The following is a 20,374-nucleotide window of genomic DNA, read 5'->3' as shown; positions in this document are numbered from 1 at the left end:
AGGCTAAATTTAGTCTGAAATTACGGAATTACTTTTATATTAGTACTGTTTAGAAATAATCAAAAAAACATGCTTAAACAGCAATTAAATCTTAAGCTTTCTCAAAAGCTATCGCCGCAACAAATTCAATTAATGAAGCTTATACAGCTTCCTACAATAGCTTTTGAACAACGTGTACAACAAGAACTAGAGGAAAATCCTGCTTTAGATTCTGAGAAAGAAAAAGACGAATTTGAGGATGCTTCAACCGATGAATATGACAATGACAGTGAGGTAATAGAAACGGAATTTGATGTAGATGAATACTTATCTGATGACGAAATCCCCGATTATCGATTAAAATCAAACAATTATTCTAAAGACGATGAGGATAAAAATATCCCCTATGCCTCTGGAGTTAGCTTTACTGAGCACTTGCAAAATCAATTGAATACATTTAATTTAAATAAACAAGAAGAAGAAATAGCTAGCTTTCTAGTAGGTAGTATTGATGATGCTGGTTACTTAAGACGAAACCTGCTCGATTTAGTAGATGATTTAGCTTTTACACAAAATATTTTTGTTGAAGAAAACGAAGTTGAAAAATTATTACATATAGTTCAATCTCTTGATCCTGCTGGTGTAGGTGCAAGAAGTTTGCAAGAATGTTTATTAATTCAGCTGAAACGAAAAAAAGCTAAACCAGCTATAAAACTTGCAATTGACATGATTAAAAATAGTTTTGATATGTTTATAAAAAAGCACTATCAAAAAATTATTTTACGTTATTCAATAAACGAAGAAGAATTGAGAGAAGCCATAGACGAAATTGAAAATCTAAATCCTAAACCAGGGGCTTCTTATGCAGGCAACACAAGAACTATTGAACACATTACTCCAGATTTTACAATTAAGATAAAAGACGGTGAACTGCAAGTTAGTCTAAATTCTAGAAATGCTCCTAGTATGCACGTTTCAAGAGATTACTCAAATATGCTTAAGGCTTACAAGGAAAGTAAAGGGCAAACCAAGGAACAAAAAAGAGCTGTTCTGTTTATTAAACAAAAACTTGACTCGGCAAAATGGTTTATTGATGCGATAAAACAAAGACAACAAACTTTATACCTGACCATGCATGCCATCATGAATTTTCAAAAAGAATATTTTATGACTGGCGATGAACGCAAAATAAAACCTATGATTTTAAAAGATATAGCCGATGAGATAGACATGGATATTTCAACAGTTTCTAGGGTGGCTAATAGCAAATATGTAGATACGCCCTACGGTACTTTCTTAATTAAAGAGTTTTTTTCTGAATCTATGACCAATGACAAAGGAGAAGAGGTTTCAACTAGAGAAATAAAAAAGATCCTTGAAAATATTGTTGAAAAGGAAAATAAATCTAAACCCTATCCCGATGCAAAATTAGCTCAGTTACTAAAGGAAAAAGGCTATCCGATAGCTAGAAGAACAATTGCTAAATACCGAGAACAACTAGATATACCTGTAGCCAGACTTAGAAAAGAAATCTAATGAACACATTTTTAAAATTACCCAGTTTTCTTTTTCATCCACTATTTATGCCTGTGCTTGGGGTGCTAGGAGTTTACCTATTTTTACCCTTAGCCGTTGCAAAAATAACCATTCTTTCTGAGCTGGTCTTGGTAGCCTTTTTAACTATAGTTGTTCCCTTGCTTTTTTTACTACTCCTAAAAAAAATGAATCTCATTGCAAGCTTGCATTTAAAAAAAGTAAAGGAGAGAAAACTTCCTGTTTTATTTTTTACTTGCATAGCTGCATTTATTATTAATTTTATTTTTACTCCAGCATCTAATCAACTATTCTTTTATTTTTTTTCAGGAGTTTTTTTTAGTGGCATTCTAGCTTCGGTCTTCACTGTACTAAATTTTAAAGTAAGTTTACACATGATTGGTCTGAGTGGTTTATCTACTTTTTTATTATTTATGCTAGGTAGTTTTCATCCAAGCAATGTATTCTATCTTTCTTTTTTTATTCTACTCCTAAGCTGGTTAGCTAGTTCGCGTATTTATATGAAGGCCCATTTAGCAAGAGAACTTTTAGTCGGAACAATAATTGGTATTTTACCTCAATTCTATTTTTTCTATAATTTTTCTTCTTGGTTGAATTAGAGAATATAAAAGATAAGCCCAAACTTTAAGACTTCAAAATTAACTACCTCACTGCTATTTTGAATTTCTCCTTCAAGTAAAGAATCAAAATAATATTGTACATAAAAATTGATAGCTCCATGCCCTAAAACAAGGTGGGCACCTGTTCTAAATTGATTTAAGAACGAGGGATTAGTAGTTGATAATTCCTGGACAGTATCTCGATAATTAGCTTTGAAATTAAAGGTATAAGCAAAATTAAAACCTGCATAAATTCTATAGAACTTTTGGTATTCAGAAGTGGAAGTTCTCCACCTAAATTGAATAGGTACTTCTAGAGCTTGAGTGGTAAATCGGTTTCGTTTTACTTCACGATCGAGTTGATCTAGAGCCAGCATAACCGACTCGCCATTTTGATCTTGACCAACAAACAAATTGGTATTATATATATTCAAGTTGTATCCAAGGCCAAGGCTAATACCAATATTTCTTTGTTTATTAAGAGGAATATCTCTAACAAAACCCAACTGAAAACCACCAGACAAAGCGTTCTGTGAGAATGCCGAGTGTGTTTGCGTGACAAAGTTCAAGGTTGCTCCCAAAAAAAACTGGTCTTCTCTATAGGCTTGATCTAAGCTTGACAAGTCAAATTTTTTTTCTTGTGTGTACCCATTGATAAACATCAAGAAAAAGAAGAATAAAGTTAAAGTTCTATGCATTAAGCTGAGCTTATATTGGCGACTAATCTACATAATTTTAGGCAACAAAAAAAGCACCATATTAAATGGTGCTTTTTTTACTAATTCCAATTAACTTATTGGTTCATTTTCACTTCACCATCTCTAGCTGTGTAATTTACTTTTAGTGCATCAATTTTCCTAAGCTCTTGCTTAATGTCAGATACAAGTCCCATATTGGTTTCTTTATCTACTTTTAATGCTGTTATTAGTTTATTTTGCAGTTCTTCTCTACGAGACCTTCTTTCTTCTAAAACAAACTTTCTTATATCATTTACACTAGCAAATTTATCATTAAGTTGTATTCTAGCCTCTGTACCATATTGCTTTTGGTAGCGTTCTGAAGGTTTACCTGCATAAACATACATGACAAGTTCTTTTTTATCAAGTTTTTCAACTTGGTCTGCGAAGGGTAATTCATTAGCAATTTTTAATGAATTATCTCGCATTACTGTTACCACCATAAAAAAGAACAAAAGCATAAACACAATATCTGGCAAAGAAGCTGTAGATATAGCAGGTAAATCACCGTCGCCTTTCTTTTTAAATTTTGACATATTCTTTAATTTATTTAGGTTCTGCTTCAGATAATTTTTGAGGGAATAGCTTTTTAATTAATTTTATTTCCTCTTCTAATTTATCTATATTACCAGGATAATCAGGATTATCAAAATCCTTTACCATTTGCGTATATTCTCTACCAAACAATCGTTTAGCTTCTCTATTCCTAAGCTCGTTGTATGCAGCTACTAGCTCGTTTTGAACGGTTATATAGCTTTTATACTTCGTTTTACGATTATTTTGCAATGAAATTACCGCTTTTTTTGGATTATCTGAAGATTTTGGATCTCTAGGCCCCTGGCAGTACTCACAAGCTAGGCTTCCTTTACCCCCGCCATTATCTAAAAACTTTTTAGCCGCTTCTCTCAAATCAGCGATATCCATTTGTTCTTCATTAACCAAGATTTCTCCGTCATCTCTCACCAATACCTGAAAGATATTTCTTTCTTTAATTTTGGGAGGCTCTACTTTTTCATCGTCCATAGGAGGTAATTTTCTATTAATTCCACTATCTGTTTCAATAGTAGTTGTAACTAAAAAGAAAATTAAAAGCAGGAAAGCAATATCTGCCATTGATCCCGCATTTACCTCCGGTGCTTTTCTTCTACCCATATTTAACTACTCGTAATTAACTTTCTAGTACTAGAAGCAAAAATAGCAACTATAGAAAGTACGATTAAAATGTAAAAAGTAGTTAAACCAGCACTTACCCAACGTGATCCATACTCAGAAAGTACTTCTCCATCGCGCATAGCTGTTTCTTGTCCCTCTGAAACTAAGAAAGCAATAATAACGATAGCTACAAAGCTACCAACAGTAATTAAGGTCTTTTTTATGTTTCCCTGAAACAATCCACGAAGAACAAAAACAATAACAGTAATTAAGCAGAGTCCTAAAATAATGTATGCTAGATACATAAGTGGAGTTACTAAACTTTGCTGCAGAGCAAGGTCTTCTTCAAGTAAATCGGCATCTGCATTTAGTATTCTTATTAAAAGAACACCGCCTAGCACACCAAATACTATTTTAAATATTTTTAAAAACTTATCCATCAATTCTTACTTTTTATTTTTGTTTTCTACTAACATATCGATTAAAGAAATAGAAGCATCTTCCATATCGTTTACGATGTTGTCAATTTTAGCGACAATATAATTATAAAAAATCTGAAGAATAATCGCTACAATTAGTCCAAAAACTGTTGTTAAAAGAGCTACTTTAATACCTCCTGCAACAAGTGAAGGTTGCATATCTCCAGCCGCTTCAATTTTATCAAAAGCTTTTATCATTCCAATTACTGTACCCATGAAACCAAGCATTGGAGCTAAGGCAATGAATAAAGAAACCCAAGAAACGTTTTTCTCTAACTGCCCCATTTGAACACCTCCGTAAGCTACTACTGCTTTCTCTGCAGCCTCAACACTTTCATCAGCTCGGTCTAGGCCTTGGTAATATATTGAAGCTACTGGTCCTGGGGTTTCACGGCAAACATCTTTAGCTGCTTCTACACCACCCGTGCTTAGAGCATCTTCAACTTTTTCTGCCAATTTTTTCGTGTTGGTAGTAGCTAAGTTCAGGTAGATAATTCGTTCTATAGCAATAGCTAGACCAAGAATCAAACATAATAAAACAATTCCCATAAATCCAGGGCCACCTTCAATAAAACGCTTTTTTAATTCTTGGTGAAAACCTAGCTCTTCCTGAGCTTCTTCTGTTTCTTCTTCTACTTCTTCTACTTCTTCTTCAGCTTCCTCTTCAACTTCTTCGGCTAATTCTTCTTGTTCGTCATAGGCATCTAATGTGTCCTGTTCAACCTCTTCTTGTTCACTTTCTTGTTCAGTCTGTTCACCCATTTCATCTTGTTGAACTAGAGAGTTTGCATTTAAAAGTGATGCATTTGCGTTAGTCGCAATAAAAAATAAGCTTACTAGGCTTAAAATTGAAAATAACTTTTTCATTGTTGTTTGTCTTAAAATTAGTACTTGTTTTTATTTTTAGTTATTAATTTAATGCAGAGAGGAAGGGATTCGAACCCTCGATACGCTTTTGACGTATACACACTTTCCAGGCGTGCGCCTTCGACCACTCGGCCACCTCTCTTTTTTAAATTAAATTCAAATTTAGTCTTTCATAGATAAAAACCAAAAAAAAATCACATTAATCTATTGTAAAATATTAATTTGAACTCATTTCGCCTCTGAGCGAGGTTTCAAAAACGGTCTTTAGCACCTCTTTTTGAAGCTTTTTAGGCAGCAAATACATTAATTTACCAATAGCCGATTCTGTTGTCATGTCTTTTCCATTAATTACACCCATTTTTTTTAATTCTTCACTTGTTTCATATTTTCCCATCACCACACTTCCACCTTTACATTGAGTTACATTTACAATATGTATTCCTTGATCTATACTTTGTTGTAACGCATTAAGAAACCAGGGGTCTGTTTTGCTATTTCCACTTCCAAAAGTTTCTAAAATTACGGCTTTCAAATTTGGCGTTGCCAGTAAATGCTTTAGCGTTGATTCTTGCATAGCTGGAAACATCTTTACAACGAGAATATTTGGGTCTAATTGTTTGTGAACAATTAAATTTTGCTTGAGATTACTTTTCTTTAATGCGGAATAGTTAATCTGAATAGTCACTGCAGATTCTGCTAAAAAAGGATAGTTAATTGAACTAAACGCCTGAAAATGATCGGTATTTAACTTCGTGGTTCGATTGCCTCTATAGAGTTTGTATTCAAAATAAAGACCTACTTCTCTAAATACAGGCTGATTGTCTTTTTTTAATCCAGCTAACTGAATACTAGTAATTAAATTTTCTTTAGCGTCTGTTCTTAAATCACCAATGGGTAATTGTGAACCTGTTAAAATAATAGGTTTGCTTAAATTTTCTAGCATAAAAGAGAGCACAGAAGCTGTATAAGACATGGTGTCGCTTCCATGAAGAAGCACAAAAGCATCATAGTTTGTGTAAATTTCTTCTATTAATTTAGCAATTCTTAGGTAATCATTAATACCTATGTTAGAAGAATCTATGGGCTGGTCAAAGGTATATGTTTCAATATCGTGTTCTAAGAGTTTTAATTCGGGGATTTTTTGCAACAGTAAATCAAAATTAAAAGCTCTTAATGCGCCTGTTTTATCACTTTTTACCATTCCTATGGTTCCGCCTGTATAAATAAGAGCGATTTTTGATCCTTGCTTTTTCATTAATTTCCGAAATTAAAATTTTTAAAAATTTCTACTGCATTCTTTGTTGTTATTGCCGCCAATTCATCTAGAGAAACAGCATACAAAGAAGCTACTTTTTCAGCAATTAATCGAACATAACTACTTTCATTTCTCTTTCCTCTGTGTGGGCTTGGTGCTAAGTAAGGTGAATCGGTTTCTAAAACAATGTGTTTTAAATCTATTTGATTTAAGAACTGATCAATTTTTCCATTTTTAAAAGTAGCAACACCACCTATTCCTAGCTTCATTTGGTAAGCAATAGCTTTCTTTGCCTGCGCTAAGTCCCCTGTAAAGCAGTGGAATATTCCATGTAATTCGGTAGATTTTTCTTCTTCTAAGACTTCAAAGACTTCATCAAAGGCATTTCTACAATGTATAATAATAGGTAGTTTTTTTGATTTTGCCAATTTTATTTGATGCCTAAAGGCTTGTTTTTGAATTTCCAAAGTTGATTGATCCCAGTATAAATCAATACCAATTTCTCCTACCGCACAAAAGTCCCGCTGCAGAAATTGCTCTTCTACGTGTTTTAATTCACTTAAATAAGTTTCTTTTTGCACAGAAGTAGGGTGAAGCCCCATCATTAAACCGATTTCTTCTGGGTATTTTTTTTCTAAGTCGTACATTGATTGGGTGTGTTCCGAATCGATGGCTGGTAAAAAAAAGTAATGAACCTTATTCTTTTTTGCTCTAGCTATAACCTCGTCAACATCAGTTGAAAATTTATCACTGTACAAATGCGTATGGGTGTCAATTAATATCATGTGGCAAATTTATTTAAAATCTTACGCTATATTTGCGAAAAAACAAAAAATGTCTCCTTATAATTCAAAATACTTAGCCAAAAATTATTCATCTACTTCTTTTGTGATCACTCCTACTAAACATTTGCAACTTTTTGCTGAAATTAATGGAGTAGAGGGTGAATTTATTTTAGATACAGGTGCTTCTAGTTCTTGTATTGATTTTAAGTATGCTGATTTTTTTAATTTACAAGTTGAAGAAAGTGAGATAAGAGCAGCCGGAGCGGGTGCAAGCAATATGCTAACAAAAGCATCTGAAGCTAATGAACTAAAAATAGGGAATTGGGAAGAAAAAAGCATGCCTTTGGTTTTATTTGATTTGAATCATATCAATCAAGCTTTACTTGATCATGACGCTTCTATAGTTCATGGAATTATTGGCGCAGATGTTTTAATTAAAAGTAAAGCTATTTTAGATTACCATAAAAAAATGCTCTTTTTAAAAAATAAAAAGAGCATAATTCTATAGGTTGAAGAAAGTTAAATTATTCTTCGTCTTTATATTTATCATCCATCACAAAATCCTCCATAAATTTTGTGGTGTAGTTTCCTGCTAAATAATCAGGGTGATCCATAAGTTGTCTATGAAATGGAATAGTTGTCTTAATTCCTTCTACCACAAATTCATCTAAAGCTCGTTTCATTTTATTGATAGCTTCTTCTCTAGTTTGTGCCGTAGTTATTAATTTAGCAATCATAGAGTCATAGTTAGGAGGAATTATATAACCGCTATACACGTGGGTATCTAAGCGAACTCCATGCCCACCAGGGGTGTGCAATGTTGTTATTTTTCCAGGCGAAGGTCTAAAGTCGTTGTAAGGGTCTTCAGCATTTATTCTACATTCAATACTATGCAATTTGGGGTAGTAATCTTTTCCTGAGATTGGCACCCCAGCAGCAACTAGAATTTGTTCTCTAATTAAATCATGATCAACCACCATTTCAGTAATAGGGTGCTCAACCTGAATTCGCGTATTCATTTCCATGAAATAGAAATTTCTGTGCTTATCGACTAAAAATTCAACCGTACCAGCACCTTCATAACCAATGTATTCGGCAGCTTTCACAGCAGCCTTACCCATTTTTTCTCTAAGTTTATTGGTCATAAAAGGAGAAGGAGTTTCTTCGGTAAGTTTTTGGTGTCTTCTTTGAACCGAACAGTCTCTTTCAGAAAGGTGACAAGCTTTACCAGTTTGGTCTCCTACAATTTGAATTTCGATATGTCTTGGCTCTTCAATGAGTTTTTCCATATACATTCCATCGTTTCCAAAACCAGCTTTAGCCTCTTGCCGTGCAGATTCCCATGCGGCTTCTAATTTATCTTCGCTCCAAACCGCTCTCATTCCTTTACCACCACCACCAGCAGTAGCTTTTAGCATAACAGGAAAACCTATTTTCTTAGCTGTTTTCAAACATTCATCATAATCTGTAAGAATTCCTTCAGAACCGGGAACACATGGAACACCAGCTTCTTTCATGGTAGCTTTAGCGGTAGCTTTGTCTCCCATTCTATCAATCATATCACTAGAAGCCCCAATGAACTTAATGTCGTGTTCAGCACAAATTTTGGAGAAATTAGCGTTTTCAGATAAAAATCCGTAACCAGGGTGGATAGCATCTGCGTTGGTAATTTCTGCAGCTGCAATAATATTAGGTATTTTTAAGTAGGATTCGTTACTAGGCGCAGGCCCAATACAAACCGCTTCATCTGCAAATCTTACATGCAAACTTTCAGCATCAGCTTTAGAGTAAACAGCTACAGTATTTATGCCCATCTCCTTACAGGTTCTAATCACTCTTAAAGCAATTTCCCCTCGGTTAGCAATGAGTATTTTCTTAAACATAATTTTTAAGTTTAATTGAACAAAACTCCTTATGGAGTGTTAAGTTAGGAAGGATCTACCAAGAATAAAGGTTGATCAAACTCAACAGGAGAGGCATCATCTACCAATACCTTTACAATTTTACCTGAAACTTCACTTTCAATTTCATTAAAAAGTTTCATTGCTTCAATAGTACATAAAACATCTCCTTCAGCTATTTGCGAACCTACTTCAACAAAAACTGGTTTATCGGGTGATGGTTTACGGTAAAAAGTACCTATAATGGGTGATTTTACGGTAATGTATTTATCATCATTTGAGGGTTCAGCACTTTCGGTTGCGTTGGGCTGAGTGCTTTTTTGTGCCTGTGGTTGCTGGGGCTGAGCTTGCATAGGCATTTGTGGTTGCCCCATAGCTTGCATAGGCATTTGATGAATGACCGTTTGGTTCTCTTTATTAGCATTTTCATTTTTAATGGTGATTTTAACGTCATCCATTTCTAGGCTAACTTCACTAGTACCTGACTTAGCAACGTACTTAATTAAATCCTTAATGTTCTTTAAATCCATAGTTTAGGGTATTTATTTAGGAGTTATAGGCCCATTTTAAGTAGATAGATCCCCATGTGAATCCTCCACCAAATGCAGCAAATACTAAGTTATCTCCTTTTTTTAGTTGTTTTTCGTAATCACTCAATAATAAGGGTAAGGTAGCTGATGTTGTGTTACCATAACGCTGGATGTTCATCAACACTTTTTCATCGGCTAAATTCATTCGTTTTGAAGTTGCATCAATAATTCGTTTATTCGCTTGGTGAGGAACTAGCCAATTTACATCATCACTAGAAAGCTTATTTCTAAGCATAATTTTTTCACTTACATCTGCCATATTAGAAACCGCAAATTTAAAAACTGTTTTACCGTCTTGATAAACATAATGCTGATTTTTTTCTACGGTTGATTTACTAGCAGGAACTAAAGATCCACCTGCTTCAATATTTAAGAACTCCCTACCTATGCCGTCTGATCTTAAAATTTCATCTTGATGGCCAAGCCCTTCATTGTTTGGCTCAAAAAGAACAGCACCTGCGCCATCTCCAAAGATAATACAGGTTGCTCGGTCTTTATAATTTATAATTGAAGACATTTTATCGGCTCCAATGAGCAGTATTTTTTTATATCTACCTGTTTCAATATAAGCTGATGCTGTTGACATACCATACAAAAAACTAGAACAAGCAGCTTGTAAGTCGTATGAAAATGCGTTAGTCGCTCCAATTTTAGTTGCTGTATAGGCAGCAGTTGAGGCTACGGGCATATCTGGAGTAGTGGTAGCAAAGAGAACTAAATCAATTTCTTTAGGATCTAAGCCTGTTTTTTCTATCAAGTTTTCGGCAGCTCTAATGCCTAAATAAGATGTTCCCTTGCTAGGGTCTTTTAAAATTCTTCTTTCCTTAATCCCTGTTCTAGTAGTAATCCATTCATCATTGGTTTCTACTAATTCTTCAAGCATCTTGTTGGTAAGCACATCATCTGGCACATAAGAACCAACAGCGGTAATTGCTGCATTTATTTTACTCATAGAGTTTTTATTAAACTAAAATCCTTATTGAAAAGGTAAATTAATAATTAAATAATGTGCAAAGTAAGTTGTTTTATTTTAACTAATCAAAATAATTTGCTTTTTTAAATTACCTAAGCACCTTTTTAAATTAATAATCAACTTATTAATGCAAGTTATAAATTATTTTTGAATGACAAAAAACAAGCGCAATCATGTGCGCTTGTTATTTTTGTTTAAAATCATCTTATAAATCAAATTTTATTCCTTGTGCCAGAGGTAATTCAGTTGTATAATTGATGGTATTGGTTTGTCTTCTCATGTAAATTTTCCAAGCATCAGAACCTGACTCTCTTCCTCCGCCGGTATCTTTTTCTCCACCAAAAGCGCCTCCAATTTCGGCTCCTGAAGTTCCAATATTAACGTTGGCAATTCCACAATCTGAACCTTCAGCAGACAAGAAATATTCTGCTTCTCTTAAATTATTGGTCATAATTGCAGATGACAAACCTTGTCTAACTCCATTTTGTAATTCCATTGCATTTTCAATGCTGCCAGCATATTTCATGATATACAAAATAGGAGCAAATGTTTCATGTTGAACAATTTTAAAATGGTTTTCAGCTTCAGCTATTGCAGGCTTAACGTAGCAACCGCTTTCATAGCCTTCACCTTCTAATACTCCTCCTTCTACAAGCACGTTTCCTCCTTCTTTTTTGACTTGCTCTAGTGCATTGAGATAATTTTTTACAGAATCTTTATCAATTAACGGCCCCACATGATTATTTTCATCTAATGGATTACCTATCCTAATTTGCTTGTAAGCATCTACAATAGCATCTCTTACTTGATTATAAACCGATTCATGAACAATCAATCTTCGGGTTGATGTACAGCGTTGACCGCAAGTACCTACGGCACCAAATACAGCACCTATCACTGTATTTTTAATATCTGCGTCTGGAGTGACAATAATAGCGTTATTTCCGCCTAACTCAAGTAATGTTTTTCCTAATCGTTTCGCTACAGTTTGCGCTACAATTTTTCCCATTCTAGTAGAACCTGTTGCAGAAATTAAAGGCAAGCGTTCGTCATTAGTCATGTACTCGCCAACTTTATAATCGCCAGTTACTAAAGATGATATACCCGCTGGCACATCATTTTTTTCAAATACGCTAGCTGCAATTTTTTGACAAGCTACCGAAGTTAATGGTGTTTTTTCTGAACCTTTCCAAATACAAGCATCACCGCATACCCATGCCAAGGCAGTATTCCATGACCAAACGGCTACCGGAAAGTTAAAAGCAGAAATCACTCCAACTACACCTAAAGGATGCCATTGCTCGTACATACGGTGTCCTGGTCGCTCAGAGTGCATGGTTAGACCGTATAATTGTCTTGAAAGCCCTACAGCAAAATCACAGATATCAATCATTTCTTGTACTTCGCCAAGTCCTTCTTGGTAAGATTTACCCATTTCATAAGAAACCAACTTTCCTAATGGAGCTTTTAATCTTCTCAATTCATCGTTGAATTGTCTAACTACTTCTCCTCTGGCGGGGGCTGTCCATTTTCTCCAGGCCTTAAAGCCTTCATGTGCTGTTGCAGCTACTTTTTCGTAATCCTCTTTAGTTGTAGATTTAACTTTACCAATATGTGCACCGTCAACTGGCGAAAATGATTCAATAAATTCTCCATTAGAAAAAAACTCGGCTCCTGTTGAAGTTCCTAAGTTTTCATCCTTAATACCAAAGGCTTCTAGCGCTTTATCAATATCGTATTTTTTTGCAATATCACTCATAATGTATCAAAATTTCAATGATTAATTAAAGTTGAATTGCGAAAGTACTAAATATTTTAGTTCTATAAATGAAATTATGAGCCTTTAAAAATAAAAGAGGATTACATCTGTGTAATCCTCTTTAAAAAAAGTTATTTAAAAAGACTTTTAGTCGCGTCCTAAATAAATCATGATAAAATATAACAGGGTTGCTAAAGAGCCAACGGCAGCTACAACATAAGTCCTCGCTGCCCATTTCAAAGCGTCTTCTGAATCTTTGTATTCATTTGGAGTGACAATATTATGATTTTTTAACCAAGCTAAGGCTCTATTACTAGCATCATACTCTACAGGCAAAGTAATAAAACTAAATAAAGTTCCTAACCCAAACATAATAATCCCTGCAAGAAGCACCATCTGCCCCACTCCTGCACTTACCATTCCATAAAGAATTAAACCGCCTAATATTACCCATTGACTATAAGTTGAAGCCACTTGAACTACGGGTACTAATTGACTTCTCATTTCTAGCCACGAGTAGGCTTTTGCATGTTGTATTGCATGACCAACCTCATGAGCAGCTACAGCAGCAGCCGCTGCATTTCTTTGATGGTAAACAGATTCGCTTAGATTCACGGTCTTATCTTTTGGGTTGTAATGATCTGTGAGACGTCCAGCTGTTGAAATTACTTTTACATCATAAACGCCATGATCAGCAAGCATTTTTTGAGCAATTTCTGCACCACTCATCCCGTTTTGTAAATGCTGTTTAGAATACTTTTCAAACTTTTTCTTCAAGGTGCTACTCACGTACCAACTCACCAACATAATTGCTCCAATGAGCACATAATAAGTCATCATAATTTCTATTTTTTTAATTATTCACTAATCAAATTTTTAGCCAAATTTGAATTCAGGTTAATCTTTAATAAATTTTTAATTTAACCCACAATATTCACTATTTTACCAGGCACAACTATTACTTTTTTAGGTGTTCTGCCCGCTAGTTGATTCTTGGTTTTTTCGTCATTCATCACTAATTCCTCAATCTCCTCTTTAGATAAACTTAAAGACAAGTCTAAGGTAAATCGCATTTTTCCATTAAACGAAATTGGGTAAGTTTTGGTATCTTCTACAAGAAACTTTTCTTCATATTTAGGATACGGAGCGGTTGAAATACTGACATGATGTCCCATTTTTTGCCATAATTCTTCAGCAATATGCGGAGCAAATGGAGAAATTAAAATAGCTAGAGGGTTTAAAACTTCTTTTGCGTTGCAGTCTATTTTTGAAAGTTCATTAACAGCAATCATAAAAGTAGAAATAGAGGTATTAAAGCTAAAGTTTTCAATATCTTCAGTTACTTTCTTTATTGTTTTATGAAGAATTTTTAAGGCTTCTTTTGAAGCAGGTTGATCTATCACACTAAATCCTTCTTTGTCATGGTAAAGTTTCCATAGCTTTCTTAAAAAGTTATGGACTCCAGTAATTCCTGCTGTATTCCAGGGTTTTGCTTGTTCAATAGGACCGAGGAACATTTCATACATGCGAAGTGTATCTGCGCCGTATGTTTCACAAATATCGTCTGGATTAACTACATTATATTTAGACTTAGACATTTTTTCTACCTCTCTTCCTACAACAAAACTTCCATTTTCTTCTGTAACAAAGTCTGCTGTACTAAATTCTGTTCGCCATTTTTTAAATGCATCAATATCTAATTCGTTAGAAAGGTTTACCATAGAAACATCCACATGAATGGGGTCAACCTCGTCCATTTTAGCTTTAGATTTAGTAACTAGGGTATTGGTATCTTTTAAGCGGTAAGCAAAAGCACTTTCACCTAAAATCATACCCTGATTAATCATTTTTTTAAAAGGCTCTTCTACTGGAATCACCCCTAAATCATTTAAAAATTTTGTCCAAAAACGAGCGTACAGCAGGTGTCCTGTAGCATGTTCACTTCCTCCTATGTACAAATCTACATTTTCCCAATAATTTAGTGCTTCTTGACTAGCTATTTGTTCTTGATTTTGTGGATCCATGTATCGGAACATGTACCAAGAACTTCCCGCCCATCCTGGCATTGTATTTAGCTCTAAGGGAAAAACATTGATGTGGTCTATTTTGGTGTTTTCTACCACTTGATTGTTTTTTGTGTCCCAAGCCCAATTTTTTGCTCTACCTAAAGGCGGTGCACCGTCTTCAGTAGGTAAATATTCGTCTATTTCTGGTAAGACTAAAGGGAGGTGTTTTTCTTTAATTAACTTAGGGGTTCCATTTACATAATACACAGGAAAAGGCTCACCCCAATAACGTTGGCGTGAAAAAACAGCATCTCTTAATCGGAAGTTTGTCTGGCGTTTGCCTATTTTTTCGTCTTCCAAGGCTAAAATTGCCTCTTCAATTGCTTTCTTACCTTGAAGTCCGTTGAGGAAATTGGAATTTGTAATAATTGCATTTTCTTTATCTGTATAAGCTTCATTGGCAACGTCAACCCCTTCAAACACATTAGGAATAGGCAAATTAAAATGCTTAGCAAAATCAAAGTCTCTTTGGTCGCCACAAGGAACCGCCATCACAGCGCCAGTTCCGTAGCCTGCCAATACATAATCGCCTATCCAAATGGGGATGGGTTGTTTTGTAAAGGGATGTGCTGCATAGGCTCCTGTAAAAACACCTGAAATAGTTTTTACATCAGCCATTCTGTCGCGTTCACTTTTTAAAGAAGCTGCTTTAATGTAAGCTTCAACACTTTGCTTTTGCTCAGGAGTTGTAATCTGGTTGACCAAATCATGCTCAGGAGCCAAGGTCATAAATGAAACGCCAAAAATAGTATCTGGTCGTGTGGTAAATACCTCAATGTTTGCTGCATGATTTTGCACTTTAAATTTTACACTAGCACCTTCACTTTTACCGATCCAATTTCTTTGTGCCTCTTTAATGCTATCGCTCCAATCAAGTTGATTCAAGTCTTTAAGCAAACGCTCTGCGTATGCAGAAATACGCATGCTCCATTGTTTCATTTTTTTCTTTTGAACGGGATAACCTCCACGCTCAGACCTTCCATTAATTACCTCATCGTTTGCTAAAACAGTACCTAAGGCTGGGCACCAATTAACTTCAGTTTCTGCTAGATAAGTTAATCGGTATTGAAGGAGAATTTCTTCTTTTTTAGCAGCTGAAAATTCTTTCCAATCAGTTGCATTAAAAGGAGCTATAACTTCATCTGAAGCCACATCAAGTCCGTCATTACCTTGCTCTTCAAAATGATTAATTAGCAATTGTATAGGCTTAGCTTTATCAGTTTTATTACAGTAATACGAATTAAACAACTGCGTAAAAATCCACTGCGTCCACTTGTAATAATCAGGATTACTTGTTCTTACTTCCCTAGACCAATCAAAGGAAAATCCGATTTGATCTAATTGCTTACGGTATCTTTGAATATTGGCTTGTGTAGTTTTTGCGGGATGTTGTCCAGTTTGAATAGCATATTGTTCAGCGGGTAAGCCAAAAGAATCGTAACCTTGTGGATGCAGCACATTGTAACCTAGATGCCGTTTATAACGAGCAACAATATCGCTAGCAATATAACCTAATGGGTGCCCTACATGAAGCCCGGCTCCAGAGGGGTAGGGAAACATATCTAAACCATAAAATTTTTTCTTCCCTTGGTTAGAATTTACTTGAAAGGTTTTTTCGTCTGCCCATTTTTTTTGCCATTTGGCTTCAATTTCATTGAAATTATATTGCATAGGTTTATTTTTAGCTAACTTTATTCTTTTTAAAAATGCAAAAGTAAGCTTTCTAAAAGAAACATGAAATTGGTGAGTCTGTTTTTAAATGGAATTTGTATTGCATCTCAAAAACTAAAGCAACAAAAAAAGACCGACAAGATAGTCGGTCTTAAAATTCATTTAAAAAAACTGGTTTTAATCTACTAAAATGATAACTTTATTATCTTTTAGTTCAATTACACCTCCATCTACAGGAAAGCATAATTTATCGTTTATTTTTTGAAATTTATCCTTTACGCCATCTTTGAGTTGCGTATTTTGATCTAATTTAATGTAGCCTTTTTGAAGCACAGACACCACCGCAGCGTGATTGTTTAAGATTTGGAATTCTCCGTTAATACCGGGCACATTTACCACATCTATTTCGTTACTAAACAATACTTGTTCTGGGGTTACAATTTCTAAATGCATAGTTTACAAATTAAGATTCGGCTAACATTTTTTCGCCTGCTTCAATAGCTTCTTCAATGCTTCCTTTAAGGTTGAAGGCTGCTTCAGGAAGATGATCTAATTCACCATCCATAATCATGTTAAATCCTTTTATTGTTTCTTTAATATCTACTAGTACGCCAGGTATTCCTGTAAATTGTTCGGCTACATGGAAAGGCTGAGACAAGAAACGTTGTACACGTCTTGCTCTAGATACGGCTAACTTATCCTCTTCAGAAAGTTCTTCCATACCAAGGATAGCAATAATATCTTGTAATTCTTTATAGCGCTGAAGCAATTCTTTAACACGTTGAGCACAATCATAATGTTCGTCACCTAAAATATCTGCTGTTAGAATTCTAGAAGTAGAATCTAAAGGATCTACTGCTGGATATATACCAAGCTCAGCAATTTTTCTAGAAAGTACTGTAGTAGCATCTAGGTGAGAGAAAGTTGTTGCTGGCGCTGGATCTGTAAGGTCATCGGCAGGCACGTAAACTGCCTGAACAGAGGTAATCGAGCCTTTTTTTGTTGAAGTAATTCGTTCTTGCATAGCTCCCATTTCTGTAGCTAAAGTAGGTTGATAACCAACGGCAGAAGGCATACGTCCTAAAAGTGCTGACACCTCAGAACCAGCTTGTGTAAATCTAAAAATGTTATCAACAAAGAAGAGCACGTCTTTTCCTTGGTCTGTTCCTGCGCCGTCACGGAAGAACTCAGCAATGGTTAATCCTGACAATGCTACTCTAGCACGCGCTCCAGGAGGCTCGTTCATTTGTCCAAAAACGAATGTAGCTTTAGACTCTTTCATTACGCTTTTATCTACTTTATGAAGATCCCAACCGCCTTCTTCCATAGAATGCATAAAGTCATCACCGTATTTAATAATGCCAGATTCAAGCATTTCTCTAAGTAAGTCATTTCCTTCACGAGTACGCTCACCAACACCGGCAAATACCGATAAACCACCGTGTCCTTTGGCAATGTTATTAATTAATTCCTGAATAAGTACTGTTTTTCCTACACCAGCGCCACCGAAAAGGCCAATTTTACCCCCTTTAGCGTAAGGCTCAATAAGGTCAATAACTTTGATTCCTGTAAATAAAACTTCTGTAGAAACTGATAAGTCTTCAAATTTAGGAGCTTTTCTGTGAATTGACATTCCTTGCGCTCCAGATTTAGGTAAATTACCGAGACCATCTATGGCATCACCTGTCACATTAAACAGGCGTCCGTAAATATCATCACCAATTGGCATTTGTATGGGGTTGTTTGTTGAGACAACTTCAACGCCGCGACTTAAACCGTCGGCAGAATCCATAGCAATTGTTTTTACTGTGTTTTCGCCAACATGAGATTGAACCTCTAAAATCACTACGACACCATCTGGGCGTGTTACTTCTAGTGAGTCATAAATCTTTGGAAGATCTTCTGCTTTTTCAAACTCTACGTCAACAACAGGACCTATAATTTGGGCTATTTTACCTTTAACTTGAGACATTATTGATAAATTTTTAAATACTTAATACAATGAAAAACGATATCGTTTTCAGCTTGCAAATATAGATTATTTATAAAAACTTTTATAACTAAAACAAAAAATTATTTAATGCTTTTTTTTAAACAGCATTATTAATGTAAATTGCTGTTAGCAAGGTGTTTATTTATTCGTTTAATAGTTTACTCAACGGTTACAGATTTAGCTAAATTTCTAGGTTGATCAACATTTTTGTCTAGCATAACAGCGATGTGATAAGAAATGAGCTGTAAAGGTATTGTTGTTAATAACGGTGTAAAAGCTTCAAAAGTATCTGGAATTTCAATAACGTGATCAGCAATTTTTTTAACTTGTTGATCTCCTTGGGTTACCACTGCTATTATTTTACCTTTTCTCGATTTTATTTCTTGCACGTTACTAACCACTTTTTCGTAATGGCCTTTTTTTGTGGCTATAACAACAACGGGCATTTCTTCATCAATTAAAGCAATGGGGCCGTGTTTCATTTCTGCTGCTGGATAACCCTCTGCATGGATATAAGAAATTTCTTTTAACTTGAGCGCTCCTTCTAAGGCAACAGGAAAATTAAACCCCCTACCCAGGTACAAGCAATTTCTAGCATTTTTATAAAAATCAGCTACTTGAATAATGTGGTTATTGCTTTCTAAAGCTTGCTCAATTTTTGCTGGTATCAATTCAAGTTCATTCAAATACATATTAAAATCTGAATTACTTATTGATCCTTTTTCTTTACCTAATTTTAGAGCAATTAAGCTTAATACTGTTATTTGAGTTGTAAAGGCTTTCGTTGAAGCTACTCCTATCTCTGGTCCAGCATGCGTGTATGCACCGGCATCTGTGGCTCTTGATATAGAGGAACCAACTACATTACAAACACCAAAAACAAAGGCTCCATTTTCTTTTGCAAGATTAATGGCTGCCATTGTATCGGCGGTCTCTCCACTCTGAGAAATAGCAATCACGACATCATCTTTATTAATGACGGGATTTCGGTACCTAAATTCAGAGGCATATTCTACTTCCACAGGAATTCTCGCTAAATCTTCAAAGGTGTATTCAGCAACTAAACCAGCATGCCAAGAGGTTCCACAGGCAACAATGATGATGCGCTTGGCGTTTAAAAATTTAGAAATATGATCATCAATACCAGCCATTTTAATCAATCCTTTTTCGGGTAGCATTCTACCACGATAGGTGTCTCTAATAGCCTCTGGTTGCTCATATATTTCTTTAAGCATAAAATGATCAAACCCGCCTTTTTCAATTTGATCAAGATTCATTTGAAGTTCTTGAATATAGGGTTTGACTAAGTTATCGTCTTTTATTTTTCTAATCTTAATGTCTTTACCAAGTCTAATAACTGCGGTTTCTCCATCTTCTAAGTAGATGGCGCTTTTTGTATATTCAATAAAAGGAGAGGCGTCTGAGGCAATAAAAAATTCGTTTTCTCCTAAACCAATAGCCAAAGGACTTCCTAATCTAGCCACCACAATTTCATTGGTTTTTTGGGTATCGTAAACCGCAATAGCATACGCGCCAATAGCTTGGCTAAGTGCTATTTGTACAGCTTTTCCTAGCTTTACTTTTTCTTTTTTCTGTACATCTTCAATCAGATTAACCAAAACCTCTGTATCTGTATCTGAAGTAAATATATAACCTCTTTTTTCTAATTCAATTTTTAAGGATTCATAGTTCTCTATAATTCCATTATGAATAATAGCTAAGTTTCCTGAATTTGAAAGATGAGGGTGTGAATTGGTATCATTTGGCTCACCATGGGTTGCCCACCTCGTGTGACCTATACCCATTTTAGCTTGGGTGTTAAGTTCTTTTTTGCATTTTTTATTTAACTCTGCAACTTTCCCTTTTGTTTTACATAAGTGAATCCCATTTTCATCAAATAAAGCTACTCCTGCACTATCGTAACCTCTGTATTCAAGGCGCTGTAGGCCTTTTATAATAATAGGATAAGCCTCTCTATGACCTATGTAACCAACAATTCCACACATAATTTATA

19 protein-coding genes and 1 tRNA gene are annotated in these 20,374 nt (G+C 35.0%); 3 read left to right on the top strand and 17 right to left on the bottom strand.

Annotation, left to right across the window (positions count from 1 at the left end; translation table 11 throughout):
* Positions 1-69: 69 nt before the first annotated feature.
* Both rpoN and G7034_RS03080 read left to right on the top strand, forming a co-directional pair.
* Positions 70-1,515, top strand: coding sequence for an RNA polymerase factor sigma-54 (rpoN, locus tag G7034_RS03085; RefSeq protein ID WP_166399497.1), 1,446 nt, complete (start codon positions 70-72; stop codon positions 1,513-1,515).
* Positions 1,515-2,132 carry a hypothetical protein gene (locus G7034_RS03080; RefSeq protein ID WP_166399496.1) on the top strand — a complete coding sequence of 206 codons (618 nt, stop codon included), beginning with the start codon at positions 1,515-1,517 and terminating at the stop codon, positions 2,130-2,132. Before rpoN ends, G7034_RS03080 begins: the two co-directional genes overlap by 1 nt.
* Here G7034_RS03080 and G7034_RS03075 read toward each other — a convergent pair.
* The 8 genes from G7034_RS03075 to G7034_RS03040 form a co-directional block, all read right to left on the bottom strand.
* Positions 2,129-2,830 carry a porin family protein gene (locus tag G7034_RS03075; protein ID WP_166399495.1) on the bottom strand — a complete coding sequence of 234 codons (702 nt, stop codon included), beginning with the start codon at positions 2,828-2,830 and terminating at the stop codon, positions 2,129-2,131. The two genes, G7034_RS03080 and G7034_RS03075, sit on opposite strands and share 4 nt — an antisense overlap.
* A gap of 95 nt (positions 2,831-2,925) precedes the next feature.
* Complete coding sequence (locus G7034_RS03070) at positions 2,926-3,405, bottom strand: ExbD/TolR family protein (RefSeq protein WP_166399494.1); 480 nt, start codon at positions 3,403-3,405, stop codon at positions 2,926-2,928.
* A 10-nt stretch (positions 3,406-3,415) separates the two neighbouring features.
* On the bottom strand, positions 3,416-4,021 hold the full coding sequence (locus tag G7034_RS03065; RefSeq protein ID WP_166399493.1) for an ExbD/TolR family protein: 606 nt from the start codon (positions 4,019-4,021) through the stop codon (positions 3,416-3,418).
* 2 nt (positions 4,022-4,023) lie between these two features.
* The gene (locus G7034_RS03060) at positions 4,024-4,461 is read right to left on the bottom strand and encodes a hypothetical protein (RefSeq protein WP_166399492.1); all 438 of its coding nucleotides are present in this window, start codon (positions 4,459-4,461) and stop codon (positions 4,024-4,026) included.
* 6 nt (positions 4,462-4,467) lie between these two features.
* On the bottom strand, positions 4,468-5,367 hold the full coding sequence (locus G7034_RS03055) for a MotA/TolQ/ExbB proton channel family protein (RefSeq protein WP_166399491.1): 900 nt from the start codon (positions 5,365-5,367) through the stop codon (positions 4,468-4,470).
* 54 nt (positions 5,368-5,421) lie between these two features.
* Positions 5,422-5,509, bottom strand: a tRNA-Ser gene (locus G7034_RS03050).
* A gap of 75 nt (positions 5,510-5,584) precedes the next feature.
* Complete coding sequence (locus G7034_RS03045; protein WP_166399490.1) at positions 5,585-6,622, bottom strand: asparaginase; 1,038 nt, start codon at positions 6,620-6,622, stop codon at positions 5,585-5,587.
* A complete protein-coding gene (locus G7034_RS03040; RefSeq protein WP_166399489.1) occupies positions 6,622-7,407 on the bottom strand; it encodes a TatD family hydrolase in 786 nt (261 codons plus the stop codon). Before G7034_RS03040 ends, G7034_RS03045 begins: the two co-directional genes overlap by 1 nt.
* Before the next feature lie 49 nt (positions 7,408-7,456).
* On the opposite strand from G7034_RS03040, the gene G7034_RS03035 reads away from it, so the two are divergent.
* On the top strand, positions 7,457-7,915 hold the full coding sequence (locus tag G7034_RS03035) for a retropepsin-like aspartic protease (protein ID WP_166399488.1): 459 nt from the start codon (positions 7,457-7,459) through the stop codon (positions 7,913-7,915).
* A 16-nt stretch (positions 7,916-7,931) separates the two neighbouring features.
* Here G7034_RS03035 and accC read toward each other — a convergent pair whose 3' ends face one another.
* The 9 genes from accC to glmS form a co-directional block, all read right to left on the bottom strand.
* Positions 7,932-9,290, bottom strand: coding sequence for an acetyl-CoA carboxylase biotin carboxylase subunit (accC, locus tag G7034_RS03030; RefSeq protein ID WP_166399487.1), 1,359 nt, complete (start codon positions 9,288-9,290; stop codon positions 7,932-7,934).
* 44 nt (positions 9,291-9,334) lie between these two features.
* Positions 9,335-9,838, bottom strand: coding sequence for an acetyl-CoA carboxylase biotin carboxyl carrier protein (gene accB / locus G7034_RS03025; protein WP_166399486.1), 504 nt, complete (start codon positions 9,836-9,838; stop codon positions 9,335-9,337).
* A gap of 16 nt (positions 9,839-9,854) precedes the next feature.
* Positions 9,855-10,850 carry a beta-ketoacyl-ACP synthase III gene (locus G7034_RS03020; RefSeq protein WP_166399485.1) on the bottom strand — a complete coding sequence of 332 codons (996 nt, stop codon included), beginning with the start codon at positions 10,848-10,850 and terminating at the stop codon, positions 9,855-9,857.
* Positions 10,851-11,076: 226 nt separating this feature from the next.
* Complete coding sequence (gene amaB, locus G7034_RS03015) at positions 11,077-12,630, bottom strand: L-piperidine-6-carboxylate dehydrogenase (protein ID WP_166399484.1); 1,554 nt, start codon at positions 12,628-12,630, stop codon at positions 11,077-11,079.
* 147 nt (positions 12,631-12,777) lie between these two features.
* The gene (locus G7034_RS03010) at positions 12,778-13,470 is read right to left on the bottom strand and encodes a zinc metallopeptidase (RefSeq protein ID WP_166399483.1); all 693 of its coding nucleotides are present in this window, start codon (positions 13,468-13,470) and stop codon (positions 12,778-12,780) included.
* An 80-nt stretch (positions 13,471-13,550) separates the two neighbouring features.
* Entirely contained in the window at positions 13,551-16,367 is a 2,817-nt protein-coding gene (gene leuS, locus G7034_RS03005; protein ID WP_166399482.1) for a leucine--tRNA ligase, read from the bottom strand.
* A gap of 177 nt (positions 16,368-16,544) precedes the next feature.
* Positions 16,545-16,820, bottom strand: coding sequence for a F0F1 ATP synthase subunit epsilon (locus tag G7034_RS03000; protein ID WP_166399481.1), 276 nt, complete (start codon positions 16,818-16,820; stop codon positions 16,545-16,547).
* Positions 16,821-16,830: 10 nt separating this feature from the next.
* The gene (gene atpD, locus G7034_RS02995; RefSeq protein WP_166399480.1) at positions 16,831-18,339 is read right to left on the bottom strand and encodes a F0F1 ATP synthase subunit beta; all 1,509 of its coding nucleotides are present in this window, start codon (positions 18,337-18,339) and stop codon (positions 16,831-16,833) included.
* A 179-nt stretch (positions 18,340-18,518) separates the two neighbouring features.
* Positions 18,519-20,366 (bottom strand): glutamine--fructose-6-phosphate transaminase (isomerizing), encoded by a 1,848-nt coding sequence (gene glmS / locus G7034_RS02990; RefSeq protein WP_166399479.1) that lies wholly within the window; start codon positions 20,364-20,366, stop codon positions 18,519-18,521.
* Positions 20,367-20,374 lie beyond the last annotated feature (8 nt).

The sequence above is a fragment of the Psychroflexus maritimus genome (genome assembly GCF_011089875.1).
GTDB lineage: Bacteria > Bacteroidota > Bacteroidia > Flavobacteriales > Flavobacteriaceae > Psychroflexus > Psychroflexus maritimus.
This window is presented reverse-complemented; position numbering and strand designations above follow the sequence as displayed.

Excerpts from the sequence above, each read along its gene's own strand:
- G7034_RS03010 (WP_166399483.1), bottom strand. The coding sequence starts at position 13,470 with ATGATGACTTATTATGTGCTCATTGGAGCAATTATGTTGGTGAGTTGG.
- G7034_RS03060 (WP_166399492.1), bottom strand. The coding sequence starts at position 4,461 with ATGGATAAGTTTTTAAAAATATTTAAAATAGTATTTGGTGTGCTAGGC.
- G7034_RS03035 (WP_166399488.1), top strand. The coding sequence starts at position 7,457 with ATGTCTCCTTATAATTCAAAATACTTAGCCAAAAATTATTCATCTACT.
- G7034_RS03000 (WP_166399481.1), bottom strand. The coding sequence starts at position 16,820 with ATGCATTTAGAAATTGTAACCCCAGAACAAGTATTGTTTAGTAACGAA.
- leuS (WP_166399482.1), bottom strand. The coding sequence starts at position 16,367 with ATGCAATATAATTTCAATGAAATTGAAGCCAAATGGCAAAAAAAATGG.
- amaB (WP_166399484.1), bottom strand. The coding sequence starts at position 12,630 with ATGAGTGATATTGCAAAAAAATACGATATTGATAAAGCGCTAGAAGCC.
- atpD (WP_166399480.1), bottom strand. The coding sequence starts at position 18,339 with ATGTCTCAAGTTAAAGGTAAAATAGCCCAAATTATAGGTCCTGTTGTT.
- G7034_RS03055 (WP_166399491.1), bottom strand. The coding sequence starts at position 5,367 with ATGAAAAAGTTATTTTCAATTTTAAGCCTAGTAAGCTTATTTTTTATT.
- accC (WP_166399487.1), bottom strand. The coding sequence starts at position 9,290 with ATGTTTAAGAAAATACTCATTGCTAACCGAGGGGAAATTGCTTTAAGA.
- G7034_RS03075 (WP_166399495.1), bottom strand. The coding sequence starts at position 2,830 with ATGCATAGAACTTTAACTTTATTCTTCTTTTTCTTGATGTTTATCAAT.
- G7034_RS03045 (WP_166399490.1), bottom strand. The coding sequence starts at position 6,622 with ATGAAAAAGCAAGGATCAAAAATCGCTCTTATTTATACAGGCGGAACC.
- rpoN (WP_166399497.1), top strand. The coding sequence starts at position 70 with ATGCTTAAACAGCAATTAAATCTTAAGCTTTCTCAAAAGCTATCGCCG.
- G7034_RS03040 (WP_166399489.1), bottom strand. The coding sequence starts at position 7,407 with ATGATATTAATTGACACCCATACGCATTTGTACAGTGATAAATTTTCA.
- G7034_RS03080 (WP_166399496.1), top strand. The coding sequence starts at position 1,515 with ATGAACACATTTTTAAAATTACCCAGTTTTCTTTTTCATCCACTATTT.
- G7034_RS03020 (WP_166399485.1), bottom strand. The coding sequence starts at position 10,850 with ATGAGTAAAATAAATGCAGCAATTACCGCTGTTGGTTCTTATGTGCCA.
- glmS (WP_166399479.1), bottom strand. The coding sequence starts at position 20,366 with ATGTGTGGAATTGTTGGTTACATAGGTCATAGAGAGGCTTATCCTATT.
- accB (WP_166399486.1), bottom strand. The coding sequence starts at position 9,838 with ATGGATTTAAAGAACATTAAGGATTTAATTAAGTACGTTGCTAAGTCA.
- G7034_RS03070 (WP_166399494.1), bottom strand. The coding sequence starts at position 3,405 with ATGTCAAAATTTAAAAAGAAAGGCGACGGTGATTTACCTGCTATATCT.
- G7034_RS03065 (WP_166399493.1), bottom strand. The coding sequence starts at position 4,021 with ATGGGTAGAAGAAAAGCACCGGAGGTAAATGCGGGATCAATGGCAGAT.